The sequence below is a fragment of the Paenibacillus sp. yr247 genome (assembly GCF_900103825.1).
Lineage (GTDB): Bacteria > Bacillota > Bacilli > Paenibacillales > NBRC-103111 > Paenibacillus_E.
On record NZ_FNIF01000019.1, the window covers coordinates 38,614 to 54,143 of the forward strand.

15 protein-coding genes are annotated in these 15,530 nt (G+C 47.8%); 3 read left to right on the top strand and 12 right to left on the bottom strand.

Annotated elements, in window-relative coordinates:
• The first annotated feature begins 149 nt into the window (after positions 1 to 149).
• Together acnA and sleB are read left to right on the top strand one after the other, a co-directional pair.
• Entirely contained in the window at positions 150 to 2,864 is a 2,715-nt protein-coding gene (gene acnA, locus BLT91_RS22665) for an aconitate hydratase AcnA (protein WP_090825193.1), read from the top strand.
• Positions 2,865 to 3,079: 215 nt separating this feature from the next.
• Positions 3,080 to 3,739, top strand: coding sequence for a spore cortex-lytic enzyme (gene sleB, locus BLT91_RS22670; protein WP_090825195.1), 660 nt, complete (start codon positions 3,080 to 3,082; stop codon positions 3,737 to 3,739).
• 65 nt (positions 3,740 to 3,804) lie between these two features.
• Here sleB and BLT91_RS22675 read toward each other — a convergent pair whose 3' ends face one another.
• Both BLT91_RS22675 and BLT91_RS22680 read right to left on the bottom strand, forming a co-directional pair.
• Positions 3,805 to 4,695 (bottom strand): cation diffusion facilitator family transporter, encoded by an 891-nt coding sequence (locus BLT91_RS22675; RefSeq protein ID WP_090825313.1) that lies wholly within the window; start codon positions 4,693 to 4,695, stop codon positions 3,805 to 3,807.
• A 127-nt stretch (positions 4,696 to 4,822) separates the two neighbouring features.
• The gene (locus BLT91_RS22680; RefSeq protein ID WP_090825196.1) at positions 4,823 to 5,566 is read right to left on the bottom strand and encodes an IclR family transcriptional regulator; all 744 of its coding nucleotides are present in this window, start codon (positions 5,564 to 5,566) and stop codon (positions 4,823 to 4,825) included.
• Between the two features lie 331 nt (positions 5,567 to 5,897).
• Here BLT91_RS22680 and BLT91_RS22685 point away from each other — a divergent pair, with 331 nt between their 5' ends.
• Complete coding sequence (locus BLT91_RS22685) at positions 5,898 to 6,884, top strand: alpha/beta hydrolase (RefSeq protein WP_090825198.1); 987 nt, start codon at positions 5,898 to 5,900, stop codon at positions 6,882 to 6,884.
• 388 nt (positions 6,885 to 7,272) lie between these two features.
• Here BLT91_RS22685 and dgt read toward each other — a convergent pair whose 3' ends face one another.
• The 10 genes from dgt to BLT91_RS22735 form a co-directional block, all read right to left on the bottom strand.
• Entirely contained in the window at positions 7,273 to 8,592 is a 1,320-nt protein-coding gene (gene dgt / locus BLT91_RS22690; RefSeq protein ID WP_090825200.1) for a deoxyguanosinetriphosphate triphosphohydrolase family protein, read from the bottom strand.
• A gap of 254 nt (positions 8,593 to 8,846) precedes the next feature.
• A complete protein-coding gene (gene folE, locus BLT91_RS22695; protein WP_090825202.1) occupies positions 8,847 to 9,434 on the bottom strand; it encodes a GTP cyclohydrolase I FolE in 588 nt (195 codons plus the stop codon).
• A gap of 28 nt (positions 9,435 to 9,462) precedes the next feature.
• The gene (locus BLT91_RS22700; protein WP_090825204.1) at positions 9,463 to 10,041 is read right to left on the bottom strand and encodes a TetR/AcrR family transcriptional regulator; all 579 of its coding nucleotides are present in this window, start codon (positions 10,039 to 10,041) and stop codon (positions 9,463 to 9,465) included.
• Between the two features lie 136 nt (positions 10,042 to 10,177).
• Positions 10,178 to 10,387 (bottom strand): YneF family protein, encoded by a 210-nt coding sequence (locus BLT91_RS22705; protein WP_090825206.1) that lies wholly within the window; start codon positions 10,385 to 10,387, stop codon positions 10,178 to 10,180.
• A gap of 90 nt (positions 10,388 to 10,477) precedes the next feature.
• Positions 10,478 to 11,509 (bottom strand): HD-GYP domain-containing protein, encoded by a 1,032-nt coding sequence (locus BLT91_RS22710; RefSeq protein WP_090825207.1) that lies wholly within the window; start codon positions 11,507 to 11,509, stop codon positions 10,478 to 10,480.
• Between the two features lie 18 nt (positions 11,510 to 11,527).
• Positions 11,528 to 12,079: a methylated-DNA--[protein]-cysteine S-methyltransferase gene (locus BLT91_RS22715; protein WP_090825209.1), complete on the bottom strand. Its 552-nt coding sequence runs from the start codon at positions 12,077 to 12,079 to the stop codon at positions 11,528 to 11,530.
• Positions 12,076 to 13,272 carry a tRNA epoxyqueuosine(34) reductase QueG gene (gene queG / locus BLT91_RS22720; RefSeq protein ID WP_090825211.1) on the bottom strand — a complete coding sequence of 399 codons (1,197 nt, stop codon included), beginning with the start codon at positions 13,270 to 13,272 and terminating at the stop codon, positions 12,076 to 12,078. Before queG ends, BLT91_RS22715 begins: the two co-directional genes overlap by 4 nt.
• 33 nt (positions 13,273 to 13,305) lie before the next feature.
• Positions 13,306 to 13,905, bottom strand: coding sequence for a signal peptidase I (gene lepB / locus BLT91_RS22725; protein WP_090825213.1), 600 nt, complete (start codon positions 13,903 to 13,905; stop codon positions 13,306 to 13,308).
• Positions 13,906 to 14,460 (bottom strand): DUF402 domain-containing protein, encoded by a 555-nt coding sequence (locus BLT91_RS22730; protein ID WP_090825214.1) that lies wholly within the window; start codon positions 14,458 to 14,460, stop codon positions 13,906 to 13,908.
• A 143-nt stretch (positions 14,461 to 14,603) separates the two neighbouring features.
• The gene (locus BLT91_RS22735; protein ID WP_090825217.1) at positions 14,604 to 15,035 is read right to left on the bottom strand and encodes a GNAT family N-acetyltransferase; all 432 of its coding nucleotides are present in this window, start codon (positions 15,033 to 15,035) and stop codon (positions 14,604 to 14,606) included.
• Between the last annotated feature and the right edge of the window lie 495 nt (positions 15,036 to 15,530).

A 15,530-nucleotide genomic window follows, 5' to 3' on the forward strand; every position in this document is an offset into this window, starting at 1 on the left:
TTCAATATATGACATTTTTACGGTAAAAATGATTGAAATAAATCTTTACTCATACACAGCGAAACGCTATACTTGAGGTAGGGGATTAATGAAATTGAGTTTCACTAGATGAAACCAATGGATGAAGATATTATAAGGAGGAATTACCCATGTCCAACAAGGACTCTTTTTCTGTGCGTAAGCAGTTAACTGTCGGAACGAAATCGTTCCAGTATTACAGTCTTCCTGACTTTGAAAACCAAGGCCACGGAACTGTTAGCAATCTACCAGTCTCTATTCGCGTTTTGCTCGAAGCGGCTATTCGTCAATTCGATGGCCGTGCCATTACAAGTGAACACGTTAAACAAATCGCTGGATGGGCTCAAGGCCGCGATGAAAACAAAGAAATTCCTTTCATCCCTGCTCGTATCGTTCTTCAGGATTTCACAGGCGTACCCGTCGTTGTTGACCTTGCGGCAATGCGTGCGACGATGGCTCGTGAAGGCGGAGATCCGAAACGGATCAATCCGCTCGTTCCTGTAGACCTTGTTATTGACCACTCTGTTATGGTCGATGCTTTCGGATCCCCGGATGCACTTGACTACAACATTAATCTAGAGTTTGAAAGAAACGAAGAACGTTACCGTTTCCTGCGTTGGGCGCAAACTGCATTTGATAACTTCCGTGCAGTTCCACCTTCAACAGGTATCGTTCATCAAGTTAACTTGGAGTATCTGGCATCTGTTGCAGCTACAAAAACGATTGATGGCGAAACTGTTGTTTATCCAGATTCCCTTGTAGGTACAGACTCCCATACAACCATGATTAATGGTCTTGGTGTTGTTGGTTGGGGCGTCGGCGGTATTGAAGCTGAAGCAGGCATGCTTGGACAGCCGCTATACTTCGTAGCCCCTGATGTTGTTGGTTTTAAATTGACTGGGCAACTTGCTGAAGGAGCTACGGCAACTGACTTAGCTCTTACGGTTACACAAATGTTGCGTAAAAAAGGCGTTGTTGGTAAATTCGTTGAATTCTTCGGTCCTGGCCTTAGCAATATCTCCTTGGCTGACCGTGCAACTGTAGCGAACATGGCTCCTGAGTATGGCGCAACAATTGGTTTCTTCCCAGTTGATAACGAAACTTTGAACTACCTGAGAAACACGGGTCGTGAAGAAGAACAAATCGCGCTTGTAGAAGCTTACTACAAGGCACAAGGCATGTTCCGTACAGACACAACGCCGGATCCAGTGTTTACTGACGTGATCGAGCTTGATTTGAGCACAGTTGTACCAAGCTTGGCAGGTCCTAAACGTCCACAAGACCGCATTGAGCTGACGAACATGAAAGAGTCCTTCAACTCTATCATCCGTACGCCGATCGACAAAGGCGGATACGGCCTGACCGAAGAGAAAATCGCAGAAGTTATTGATGTTAATTATCCTAACGAATCTGCGAAAATGGGTACAGGTGCAGTTGTTATCGCGGCTATCACTTCTTGTACAAATACATCCAACCCAAGCGTTATGCTCGGCGCAGGACTTGTGGCTCAGAAGGCTGTTGCCCTCGGTCTGAAAAAACCAACTTACGTGAAAAGTTCCCTAACCCCAGGCTCTTTGGTTGTTACAGAGTATCTTATTAAAGCTGGTCTGATGGAATCCCTTGAAGCACTTGGCTTCCACGTTACAGGTTACGGTTGTGGAACTTGTATCGGTAACTCCGGTCCGCTTCCAGAGGAAGTAAGCAAAGCTGTCGCTGATAACGATATGACGGTAGCCGCTGTTCTTTCCGGTAACCGTAACTTCGAAGGTCGTGTTCACGCGCAAGTAAAAGCGAACTACCTGGCTTCTCCTCCGCTTGTAGTGGCATACGCTCTGGCTGGAACAGTGAACATCGACTTGGCTAAAGATCCTATCGGATATGACCAAAACGATAAGCCTGTTTACCTTAAAGACATCTGGCCTACAAACCAAGAGATCCAAGATGCTCTGAACACGGCCTTGAATGCTGACATGTTCCGCGATAAATACAGCAACGTATTCCGTGCGAATGAGCGTTTCAACAAAATCGCGATTCCGGAAGGCGATCTTTACGAGTTCGACAACAAATCCACTTACATTCAGGAGCCTCCGTTCTTCACGGATTTGGGTACGGTTCTAGATGATATCGCAGATATTCGCGGTGCTAAAACACTGGCGCTTATGGGCGATTCCGTAACAACGGATCATATTTCCCCTGCTGGTAACATCAAAGTTGACAGCCCTGCTGGTCAGTACCTGATCAACCATGGCGTAAAAAGAGAAGATTTCAACTCCTACGGTTCCCGTCGCGGTAACCACGAAGTGATGATGCGCGGTACATTCGCGAACATCCGTATTCGTAACCAAGTGGCACCAGGAACAGAAGGCGGCGTAACCACTTACCTGCCAACAGGTGAAGTTGAATCCATCTACGATGCTTCCATGAAGTATCAAGCTGAAGGTCAAAACCTTGTTGTGATCGCGGGTAAAGAATATGGTACAGGAAGCTCCCGTGACTGGGCAGCAAAAGGTACATTCTTGCTCGGCGTTAAAGCTGTTATCGCAGAAAGCTTCGAGCGTATTCACCGCAGTAACTTGGTTGGAATGGGCGTTCTGCCACTCCAATTCATCAACGGCGATAGCTGGAAGTCCCTTGGGATCACAGGCCGTGAAACGTTTGATATTACAGGTTTGAGTAACGATGTTCAACCAGGTTCCTCCGTTAAAGTAACAGCAACTCGTGAAGATGGTACGACTTTCGAGTTTGGCGCACTTGTACGTCTGGATAGCTTGGTCGATGTAGACTACTACCGTAATGGTGGTATCCTGCAAACCGTTCTTCGCCAAATCCTTGCAGAGAAAAACTAATAAAGCAATTACACACACAAAAAAAAAGTCCGGGATCGCCTTATGGCGGTCTCGGACTTTTTTCATTATCGAAGAGAAATTACGGGATTTCTATTTCTATCTTACATTCATTATCTCCTACAGCGCCGGGCGATTGGCCTACATTGCCAATAACTGCGGGTTGAGCCCATCCACCTCCCCCTCCTATAATTAGTAGAGCGAAAGGGGAGATGAAGATGAAGTCATTGAAAAAACTCGTCCTTGTCATGCTGTTCGCTTCGATTGGTCTAGGTTTTACCGTAAGCGAATGGAGCCAACCAACTTCTGCTGCAGAGGCTATTTTGAAGCCAGGCAGTCAAAATGGGGACGTCTGGGACGCTCAGTTCCGACTAAAGACATTAGGCTATTACCAGGAGCCTGTAGATGGCAAATATGGTCCAGTAACTGCCGCAGCTGTTCGTAATTTTCAATATAATTATGGATTAACGGTTGATGGTCTTATTGGTGCGAATACATGGCAGACTTTACGTAAATACTCGGTGAATCAAGCCGATTTGGATAATTTGGCGAAAGTGATCTACAGCGAGGCTCGCGGTGAATCCTATGAAGGACAAGTTGCTGTCGGAGCGGTTGTCATGAATCGTCTGGAATCGAGTAAGTTCCCTAAAACAATAGAAAATATTGTTTTTGAAAAAGGGGCTTTTACAGCGGTTAGTGACGGACAATTCTGGCTGACTCCGAATACAACTGCCTACTCGGCCGCACTGGATGCCCTTCGGGGATGGGACCCTACCCAGGGATCCCTGTATTATTTTAATCCGGACACGGCGACAAGCGCTTGGATTTGGTCACGTCAGCAAACGGTTCGAATCGGTCATCATATTTTTGCGAAATAAAAAAAGGGTTATTCCTAGGTTATGAAACCTATTGGAATGGCCCTTTTTTTCTACGCTGAGCTGGGTTAATCGGACTCCTCGTACCAAGGATTCAGATGCACCAGCACCTCATCCACATCGTTATGTGCTGCTTTGATTTTTTGCTTAATGATGCGGCTGATGTCGTGGCCTTCTTGGATGGTCAATTTGCCAGAAACTGCAAGCCTTGCATCGACTAATATGTAGTGACCGTGCTCCCTCGCTCTGAGGCGATCGATTCGCTTGACTTCGGGTACAGATCGAATCAATGCCGCGTATTGTTCAATGTTCGCCGTATTTACACTTCGCTCCATGAGGATATCAAAAGACTCGCTGCCCATTTGGTAAGCCAACTTCAGCACCAGAAACGAGACGATGATTCCTGCTACGGGGTCTCCGTAGGCAAATATACTATAGTTGTAATGATCTCCTATCAAGGCTAAACCAATACCAACCGACGCAGCAATCGATGCATAGACATCAGCCAGATGGTCATAGGCAGTAGCGATTAATCCTTTACTGTTAATTCTGCGGCCAATGCGTATTGTATAGAGATAGAGAATTTGCTTCCAGATTAGCGAGACAACCGCCGCGATAAATGCAATCAAATGCGCATGTCCCGGCGGCTCAAAAAGCGCATGAATAGAATGGTAACCCATGTAAATAGCCGCTCCGCCTAAGATGATAGCGACAATGAAGGCGCCGAGCACTTCGGCTTTGCCGTGCCCGTAGGGATGATCCACATCCGCCGGCTTGGAGGATACACGCATCGCGCTGTATGCCGTCGCTGTCGCGATGACATCTCCCGCGTTATGGATGCCGTCGGCGATAAGCACTTGGCTTTTGAACAAGTAGCCGACAACGATTTTGATGGCGGTAAGCACGATATTGCTGGCAAGACTGACCCAAATCGCCAGCATCGAGGCTTTCTTATTCATACTTGCCACTCCCTTTCCCCCTTCTAGTATGACCTTCTAGAAGCAAAGCATCCGTCGTCCATACGACGGATGATGGGTCTTTGGCTGCGGCTTCGCGCCACGCACGAAGCCGAAAAAGAACGATGCGCTAACGCAGCATCGTTCCCATCCTCCGCGCCGCCTCCATTATGAGCGGCGCTTGCTCTTGCATCAGCTCCAGCGTGAGCCTGTTCGCTGGACCCGAGACCGCGAGGGCGGCGACGAGTCGGCCGCCGCGGTCCAGAACCGGTGCGGCCACGGCCGCTGCACCGGGTTCGCGCTCTTCCACGCTCGTGGCGAAGCCAGCGAGCTTGGTGTCGCTGAGCTGCTGCAGGAACGCCAGCTTATCTAGCCCGGCCGGCCAATCGGCCGAGTCTAGAAGCTGCTCCTGCAGTTCAGGCTCAGCGAAGGCGACGAGCACCTTGCTCGAGGCGCCGACGTATAAGGGCATTCGCGCCCCGATAGGGGCTACGCGGCGAATAGCGTGGTTGCTCTGCACGGCTTGGATGCGTACGCGAACCAAGCCGTCCTGCACGTAGAGCGAGATCGTCTCGCCAAGCTGGTCGCGCAGCCGTTCCATCTCCGGCAGCAGAATGATGCCGGGGTCTCCTTCTTTAGAGAGGTTGGCGGATAGCTCCCAGAGCCGGTAACCGAGCCTGTATTTATCCGTTGCCCCATCGCGCATAATAAAACCCTTACCTTCCAGAGAAGCAAGGAGGCGATGTACCGTGCTTTTATGTAAATCCACACGGCTTGAGATCTCGGTTAACGTCAATTCTGTCGCCCCGGTGAAACAAAGCATAATATCTAAAGCGCGCTCTACTGCACGCACTGTCAGCTTGCCATCTTCCATGATTTTCACCACTTTCATTGTGCGGATAAGCCCTACATCTCGGCTCCATAAAGACGTCGAATTGTTTCACTATATGAAACCCAGTTATATCTAGTATAACCAAACTGCCCTTACTCGTAAAGATCAAACATCTGTTTCTTGTTTTGTTACAGAACGGTTACAAAAGCCTTACAATTGCCGTATCCTCATTGACTTGAAAGCGCATTCAGAATACTATTAAGATATTAGATTACTTATCTGAATATTTAGATAATTATACTTCATTCTCCCTATGACCTCTTAGAGCATCTAAATTCAATCACACTAATTTTTATGGAGGGAGGGTGCTGCGATGTCAACAACATCTCTATCCCCTAATTCACTACAACCTACTCTGGAGCAAGTGGTTACCCGACCGCTTTTACGCAAAAAAAGGCTGGTTCTCAACATCCTCATCTCATTCCTAATTCTGTGTATCTCTCTGCTGCTTGGCTTTCACGCATATATTGCTTGGACGTTGGCTCGGCCGCATATTGAACCGCTTCATTCGGATCCGATGAGAGCCGTTGGCCTTCCCTACAACAGTGTCACTTTCCCAAGTCATAACGGCACCTCTAATTTAGAAGGTTGGTTCATACCTGCTCATTCCGACAAAACCGTGATTTTCTCCCACGGCTACGGCGGCAATCGCGAAGAGCTATGGGTTCCCCTTTACAACCTAGCCCGCGAGCTTCATTTGCAAAACTACAATGTGCTCATGTTTGATTATGGATACGTACATCCTGGTAATAAACGAATTATGACCGGAGGCATTCAAGAATCGCAGGAGCTGCTTGGCGCTATTACCTATATCAAGCTTGCATCAAGCGGTCCTATCTATATTTGGGGCTTCTCTATGGGCGCAGGAACAGCGCTTCAGACCGCTCTCCAAAGTGGCAACGATATTTCGGGGATGATTCTGGACAGCACCTTTTTGCTGAATCCAGATACACTCTATCACAATATGAAGCAAGTGGTTAATGTCCCAAAATTTCCGTCTTTACCGCTCGTTCGCTTATTCTTTCCTCTGCTCAATGGCGTGAGTTTGCATGAAGTTCCGTACAATAAGGTCACCTCTACCGCTTACTCGATGCCGATCTTCTTCATCCACGGTACCGAGGACTACAAAGCCCCTTATGGTATGGTTGAAGACATGTTCAAGCAACAAAAAGAATCCCAATCCAAGCTATGGATTATTCCAAAAGCCCAGCATGAGCTGCTGTACCGAGCAGAACCGAAAACGTATGTACAGCGAACGATGAGCTTCCTAAATGGCATTACGGCGACTCTCACATACTAACCTTGGTATTCCCTCCTCCCTATAAAATCGACCCCTAACGGGGTCGATATTTTTTATTTTAGGCACAACGCAGCCTTCTTACACTATTCAGATAGTAGGTTATAATTCGAGCTAGTACTAGACGTTTTGCGGCAACATGGTAAGTCTACAACCGACATCATGCAAAAAGTGCAGCAAATCAAAGTTTATTTTTCGTTTTGAGTAACAATCATGTATTTTGTACATCAAATATCGGCGTTTTAACCCAGGACAAGCCTTATGCGTCGAATTAGATGCACTTTTTGCATGATTTCTCTTGAAAACGCTCAAATAGACTAAATTTACTGTACATATTACATCAGGTTGGAATGCTGTGTACCACCATTCAATTCCCTGCCGCGTCGCGCGACTAATCCATCTCATAGATCGAGCCTGATTTGCTCGCGAACAGCTCGGCATAGACTTTCTCCGCGTAGGCGTCGGTCATACCAGAAATGTAGTCCGCCACGAAACGCGGCCAGCTCCAGCTGCCCATGCGGCGCTCGTAGCTATCTATCCAATCGGGAGGTATGATCCACATCCCCCTATCTTGGTCGATAAAGCTTTCCCATAAGCGTTCGACGATAATCTCGCTGCGTTTTTGCAAGCGCAGGACCCGGAAGTCCTTAATCAGCGTGACCCACGCGAGCTTCTTTAGGATTTCCATCGTCCGCAGCAGGTTCATATCCTCTGCTCCGTCTTTCACGAGCGCGACCTTTTTCCAGCCTCGTTCGGGATCATCCAGAATATCCAAACGACTTGCGAAGGAACTTACCCAACGGGCTTTCATCTCCCTGCGCGTTCGTGATTCCTCTCGGTTGCACTCGGCGAAAATTTGCTGCCACTGCTCCAGATAGTCGGAGAGAACCTGCCTCACCATCTGCTCGATATCGATTTGCTCCCAGCCGAATTTATGCTTGTTGGGATCATTTAATATTTCCATAACCAAATGACGAATCAGTCTTTGATCCTCGAAAAAAGTCGCGTTCATTTGGATTTTCCCAGCCCGAATGCCGTCTTCAATATCATGCGTCGAATACGCGATATCATCGCATAAATCCATCAACTGCGCTTCCAAGGTGGAGCAGCCCTCCGGCATGTTCCATTGGGACCGCAGCTCATTAATGATTTCCCATTCTGAGGCATAGACACCTTTGAGTCTGCCTTCTTCCTCGATCAAAAATGGATACTTATTTATGCCCAGAAGCACCGCTGCTGTTAGATCCAGACCGCTTTCGCTGCCTGCTCTTTTTTCGAGAAACATCAGAATACGGAAATTTTGGGCGTTCCCCTCATATTTCAAGCCGTGATCCTTCAGCAGAATTTGGTTCAATACTTCTTCCCCTTTATGCCCAAAGGGCGGATGACCGAAGTCGTGTGCGATGGACGCACACTCTACAACGGTGGGATCAATGATCAACCCGGGGTGCTCTCTTTTATGCAAAAACGGATTCGTCCGTTCTAAACGCTTCGCCACTTCTCTCGCGATTTGGGCAACTTCTAGTGAATGGGTTAGGCGGGTCCGATAATAATCACCGGAACCGGCGCCGAACACCTGCGACTTGCCCTGCAGCCGACGAAAGGTCGGAGATTGGATTAACCTCGCGTAATCCCGCTCAAATTCATCCCGTTCTTCACTCACTTTAGAGGAAGCGGCCTCACCGGGCCGATATTTTCGTATGTTGTTCATAAGCTTGCCCCCTCTAGTTTTATTCCCAACGCCCAGAGTCATTCATCTGCTCAAAGCCTTTCCCTATACCTCTTTATGCTTCCTATCAGTTTATGCTACAGCATGTTCGATAGTCACCCCGAGGATCTCTTTTATTTATGTAAAAGAATACTATATGCGTCTACCCCGCAACAAGTCATTGCTTCTTTTCCTGTACAAATAAGGGATGCTGCACAAGACTATTGTCTCCATGCACATCCCCTCGCACGCGCTATTTATTTTAACAAAGACAGGAATTCGGATCGCAGCGTCGAGTCCGTTCGGAAAGAACCGCGAACCGCTGAGGTAATCGTCTGGCTGCCGTACTTTTTCACGCCCCTTGAGCACATACACATATGTTCGCCCTCAACGACAACCATGACGCCGTGCGGTTTCAGTACATCATCTAAAATGTCGGCGATTTCAGAAGTAATCCGCTCCTGCACCTGCAGCTTACGGGTTATTACGTCTACCAACCGGGCAAATTTGCTTAATCCCGCCACTTTACCGCTAGGCAAGTAACCTACATGCACTTTCCCGAAAAAAGGAGCCATATGATGCTCACATTGACTGTAATAAATGATGTCCTTAATAATAACCAGCTCTTCGTGCTGTTCATCAAAGGTTACACCCAGTACTTCACGAGGATTCGCCTCGTAGCCCGAAAATATTTCTTCATACATACGAGTCACACGAGCAGGTGTGTCTAATAAGCCTTCCCGATCTACATCTTCGCCAATCAACCGTAAAATCTCTCGGACATGCTGCTCAATAAGCTCGCGATTCTCAGCGACCCTTGTATTTTTGTAATCGATAGATGCCATCTTCTCTACCACTCCTCTTCCATTTCCACTATCCCATGCAAACTGTGAGAACCTTGATACTTTCGCGCAGCGCTCTGCTATCTTTATGCGCTTTGGTGAGAAGTATCCCGCCCTGCAGCAGGGATACAATAGGTGTCGCCAGCTCCACTGGGGCTAACCCCTGCAGTGAAAGCTCTCCCTTTCTCCTGCCTTCCTTTAAGCAAGATTCAACCTCAGCCTCCAGCTCACTGAAAAAGCGGCTCAGCGGCTTACGCAGCTCTTCAGAGCTATCACTAAGCTCCAAAGCCAGATTGCCGAAGAAACAACCCTTCCGGCACTCATGCTCCTCACAGAAGGTCAGCATACGTTCAAACAACGCCAGCACGCGCTGCTTTGGCGATAATTGCGAATTACCCAAACTCGGCTCCATCACAGATTGCCGCATTTCCTGTACCTTACGCTCAATAACCTTCAAGCCTAGTTCTTCTTTACTTTTGAAATGATAATAAAAATTGCTTTTGCATACCCCGCTGCTCGACAAAATGTCTTCTAGCCCCGTTCCTTGAAAGCCATGATCATGAAATAAATCCATCGCTGCTTCCAGGATGCGGTCCTTGTTGCTTGCCATCGACTAGCCACCTCTGAATAGTACTGGTATGTCCTAATCTAATGATATCTGACCATAATAGGAAGGGCTCGTGCTGCCAGCCGTTTGAACGGTTGAACAGCAAAGCCCTTTTGAAGTTTAACCTACACCCTACTTTTTATTTCCACTTTTGGTTTTTCATCATTTGCTGTGCTTTGTTTAACTGCTGCTTATTCATGTTGTAGCCCATTTGTTTGGCCATTTTTTGCAGCATTTCCGGATTGTTCTGCATCGATTCCAGCTGTTTCTTCAAATAGAATACGCCGATGAAGAACCCCCCGACTAAACCCACAATCAACGTGAGAATGGGAATAAGATAACTCCACATAGTTATGCCCCCTGCATATACAAATTGGTATGGATTGCTTGCTTTATCATATCATTTCTATTCATCTGTTTACAAATTGCCTAGCCCGAATCACATAACCTGTTCAATAAAAACGGTTGTATGCTTAGCCAAATCAATTTCTTTGATGTCCAGCCGCTTGTCAGATGCATCTTGCTTGACGATTCTCACAATCGGACGGCTTGGCAGTCCTCTATGCTGACCGACCACGACACCGGTCTCCCGATTGGACAAGCGTACTGAAGCCCCCGTCGGGTAAATCGAGACGATTTTCAGAAAATGAATCAAAACATCCCGATCCAGCTTGGTTTCCGATAACGCCATCATATGCTCGCAAGCCTCATGCGGCAGCATACGGCGTCCTAAGGAGACGTCGAAAAGCAAATTATCATACATATTCGCGACTGCTGTAATTTTGGCATAAATATGAATCTCATCGCTCGTAAGTCCTCTCGGAACCCCTTTACCATCCAATGCTTCATGATGCTGGAAGGCCACGTGGGCAGTGAGCAAACTGAATTCACGCTTGCTCTTCAAGAGCTCGAAGCCCCGCCAAGTATGATGCCTCTTTAAGTCTGGCGATTCATCATCGTAGGTAAGCTCGACTTTACCTACATCATGCAGGAGCGCACCGACGGCAAGCTCTTTCAGTTGTGTCGCATTCAAGCCCATATTAATCCCGATGAGCACTGCCATCATACAAACGTTCGTTGAATGGACGTACATCTCGTTATCCTTCGTACGAATATCAGTCAGCTGTACGAGCACGTCACGATTTTTCATAACTTCATCCAACAGCGTATTGATCGAAATACTCAAGGCACGAGAGTTAAATTGTTTACCTGACTGGATGGCAGCGAACGTTTGACCCATTTGCTTCATAACGATACGTTTCGTTTCATCCGAGAGGACTTCCGGAATTTCCACATCTTCCATGTTCGGATCCTTGATATAAATCATCGTGACGCCGATTCGGTTAAGCGTATTGATCATGAACACCGTTAATTGGACGCCTCCTGAAAGCAAAATAGATCCATTGCTGGCAAATATCGTTCGTCCCAAATATTGACCCGACTCAACGGAATCCAAGTGTACGTATTTCATAGGATTCACTCCATTTTCTTAAATATTGTTTGTTTCGGTATTCGGGCATTCCAAATCCAGCAAAAGCATTTTGATATCAAGCCCTCCGCCGTAGCCAACGAGGTCGCCGCTTGCGCCAATGATGCGATGACACGGGATGATAACCGGAATCGGGTTTTTATTATTAGCACCGCCAACCGCTCTGACGGCTTTCGGTGAACCAATAGCCTCTGCAATATGTTTATAAGACGCTGTCTCTCCATAAGGAATCGAAAGGAGTGCCGTCCATACACGTTTCTGAAAATCAGTTCCCTGCAAATCCAGTTCACCGTCAAAACTTAAACGTTCTCTTCTAAAATACTGCTCTAGCTGTCGCACAACCTGATCGAGCCGTGATGCATTTTCTTGCAGCTCATGCCTGCCAAACCAGCGGCTAGCCCACTGCTGCAGTTTTTCTTGATTCCGCTCAAAGGTACCGAATTCGACCCGGCAGAGCCCCTGTGAAGTTGCGACGAGGACGAGAGGACCTATTGGTGAGGTTATCTCCGTATAATGGAGTACGATCCCAGCGGGTGCTTGTGTTTGTGTCATGTCTGTTCCTTCTCCCTCTCGTCCCGAGCTGAATGGCTGACAGCTGCGATTGCTTTCTCAATATCTTGCTGAACCGCAGACTCCTGCTCGCCTGCTTGGGCTTTATCGAGAGCAGCAGCTGCTTCTTCGCCGCCAATCCGCCCAAGTGCCCACGCTGCCGTAGCCCTTATTTCTGGCCGCGGATCCGTCAGCAGCAGCTCGCTTAGGACTGGCACGGCAGTGATGTCTTTGAAATTCCCGAGTGCAATGATCGCGTTGCGCTGGATCGGCTTCTTGCCCCTCCAAGACGCTGCGATACGCCCATATTGTTCTTTGAAATCCTTGTTCGTCATGGTGAGCAAGGGGATTAGCAACGGTTTAACTTTCACGGGGTCAGGCTCGAGCTCCGGTTGATGGGTCCAATTCATCCCCTTGTTCTTCGGACAGACGATCTGACAAGTGTCACAACCGTAGAGGCGGTTGCCGATTTTGAGCTTAAATTCGTCATCAACATAGCCTTTGGTCTGCGTGATGAAGGAGATGCAACGGCTTGAGTTCAGCTGCCCCGGGCCGACCAGCGCCCCAGTAGGACAGGCATCGATACAAATCGTACAGTCCCCGCATTGATCCATAATAGATGTATCGGGTGTAAACGGTATATTCGTGATGATTTCGCCCAAATAAACCCACGATCCCCATTCGGGGGTGATGACCGCACAGTTTTTGCCGGTCCAGCCGATGCCGGCCCGCTCAGCTACGGCGCGATCGACCAGCGCACCTGTGTCGACCATGCTTTGCAAACGTGCATCAGGCACGCGCTCTGCGATGAAAGCCTCCAGCTTCGCGAGCCGATCGCGCAGCACGTCATGGTAATCGCTCCCCCACGAGGAGCGCGAGATGATCCCCCGATAAGCCCCAGGCTCGGATCGGGGCGGGTTATGCAATTTCGACGGGTACGCAACAGCGATGGAGATGATCGACTGCGGCGAGTCGAAGCTCAGCTCCGGATGTACCCGCTTCTCGATATCCGGTTCCTCGAAGCCGGATTCAAACCCCTTCTCCCGATGGCGGAGAAGGATCTCTTTCAGTTCCGTGAACGGCTCCGCTGACGTGAAGCCGATCTTATCAATGCCGAGGGACGACGCGGCTTCCACGATCTCTTGTTTTAGCCAGCTGAAGTCCTCATTTGTTCCTGCCCCGATGGAAACCGCCATTCGTCTCACCTCTCTATTTTCGTGTCCGTTAAGTTAAAGCTTCCCGGCAATGGCAAACGGCCACAGCACATATTCAGCCCGGCCTTGAATTAGGCTGTCCGGAACTTCCCCAAACCTGCGGCTGTCTGCACTTGCCGCCTCATGGCGGTTATCGCCCATCACGAAGACGTGACCTTGCCCAACAAGTGTCGGGCCAAAGTCTCCGTCCTCGATGGGCGTATCTGTATACGGCTCCTCGACCTTGTTGCCGTTTACATAAAGCAAACCGGCTCGGCCTTGCACCTCGTCGCCCCCAATCGCTACGACCCTTTTGACCAAAAAAAGATACTGCGCAAGGGCAATCTCCTCTGATTCTTTGATAATGACAATCTCTCCTCGCTGAGGGGCCTTCAGGTAAGTAATGGCCTTGTTCACGAACAACCACTCCCCTTCCTGCAGGGTGGGCTGCATCGAATGACCGCGAACCGTTGAAAGATTAAATCCGAACTGATGCACAAGGATAACGACAAGAAGAGCTACGAGAATGGATTTTGTCCAATCCCACAGCTCATGGGTTAGGCTTCTAGCCTCTGTATCTTTTTTGGTATGAGTAGCTGCTTTATTCGATTCATTGCGGCCTACAAAGAAGCTCATTTAGGCTCCTCCGTTCCTATGCTTTTCCCACTGTTCATAATAATACATCACCATATCATCTTGAAAAGGAGGTTTGTCCCTATTTACCAGCTCCAATACGGCTGCAAGACCTTCCTTTACCTTCGTTTCCACAAGCTCCGAATAGTGATAATTCAGCTTATGACGTTCATATTCATCTTGATCTACGATGTGCACGGAACGATCCGGCATTCGTATGACATCAAGGTCATAGTCGATATAGGTCAGTACATTCTGGATTACATACATGGGAGATGCTACATTGCAGTAGTATCTAACCCCTGTTTCTTCAATTAGAGCAACAATATTAAACCATTTTTTGGGGATGAAAAAGGATACACCCGGAATACGGCTGATCCATTCCTTGCCATCGGCTTCCTGAATCTTCGTCTGGCTATTAATAAACACCATCATCTCTTGCTGCTGATGATCGGCATGAAGAATGTGCTGTGGCACTCGCCAATTCGTTAGCCACATCCGGTGAAGATGTCCGTCATGTTTGAAGCTTTTTATCACATACGGCGCGAAGTTATCCATGTCTCAAAGCTCCTCTATTGATAGCTGCCGATAAGTTCCCCTATTATATAGAAAAGCATATCTGACCCCCAATTGCAATGGCGGCACAGATATGCTTCCCTCGTCCCAAATCTATTCATTTTCACTGACATCTGAACGATCAGTTAAACGCTGACTTTCTTCACAATGCTAAGACGATGTGCAGTCCGAGAAAAATCAGAGGGGCTGTAACCCGCAGACTCATAAACAGGCAGCACTATTTCATTATGAACGTCGACGGTTACCATAATTTTGTTCACGTTCCGTTGGAGGAACCTTTGCTTCATTGCTTCGATCAATGCTTTACCGATACCCTTACGTTGATACTCAGTGGCAACTGCGATCCGATAGTAGTAGCCGTTATTGTTATCGATGGTTCCGATAATCATGCCAACGATTTGCGATTCTTCTTGAGCGATGAGAACAAGCTCAGTGTCCCAAGAAAGTTGACGAGCAAATGCCTCCATCGTTTCTTCATAGCAGGTTTCCGATAAAACGTCCTGCAAGAGTGTTGTCACCGAAGATGTGTCACCAAGCTGAAATGAACGAACATGCATACGGTTCTCTCCCAATCCCTTATTTATTTGTTAGGATTAAATTTCTGGTAAAGTAGTAAATACGACAAAAAAGTGCGGAATCCTGCTGAAAATGTGTTAAAATTCACAAAAATCTTTGTTTTTTTCTATATCTCTCTTGAAAGCGCTTAAATGCAAGCGTTTTCAACAAATTGCTCAACGATCTATCGTCTCCCGTACCAAATTGACAAGCCGGATCGTTTTATTGGAGTCGATTGCCCAATCGTTCAATCTCACAAAAAAGGGTCATATTGCGGCGGCAATATGACCCTTATGAACGATTTCATTTCATTTGGACTTTTTCTTTGCCGCAGATCTCCCTTGCTTTTTCGGATCGTTCGAAGGTGGCGCGGCATGTTGTGACCCGTTGGGTTTGGTAAATTCATCTCCCATGTTCACTGCTCCTTTCATTTGGCTTCCTGATTAATATTTGCCAATCGGTAAGGAAGTATGTCAGCCATATGTATAAAAAGTGGA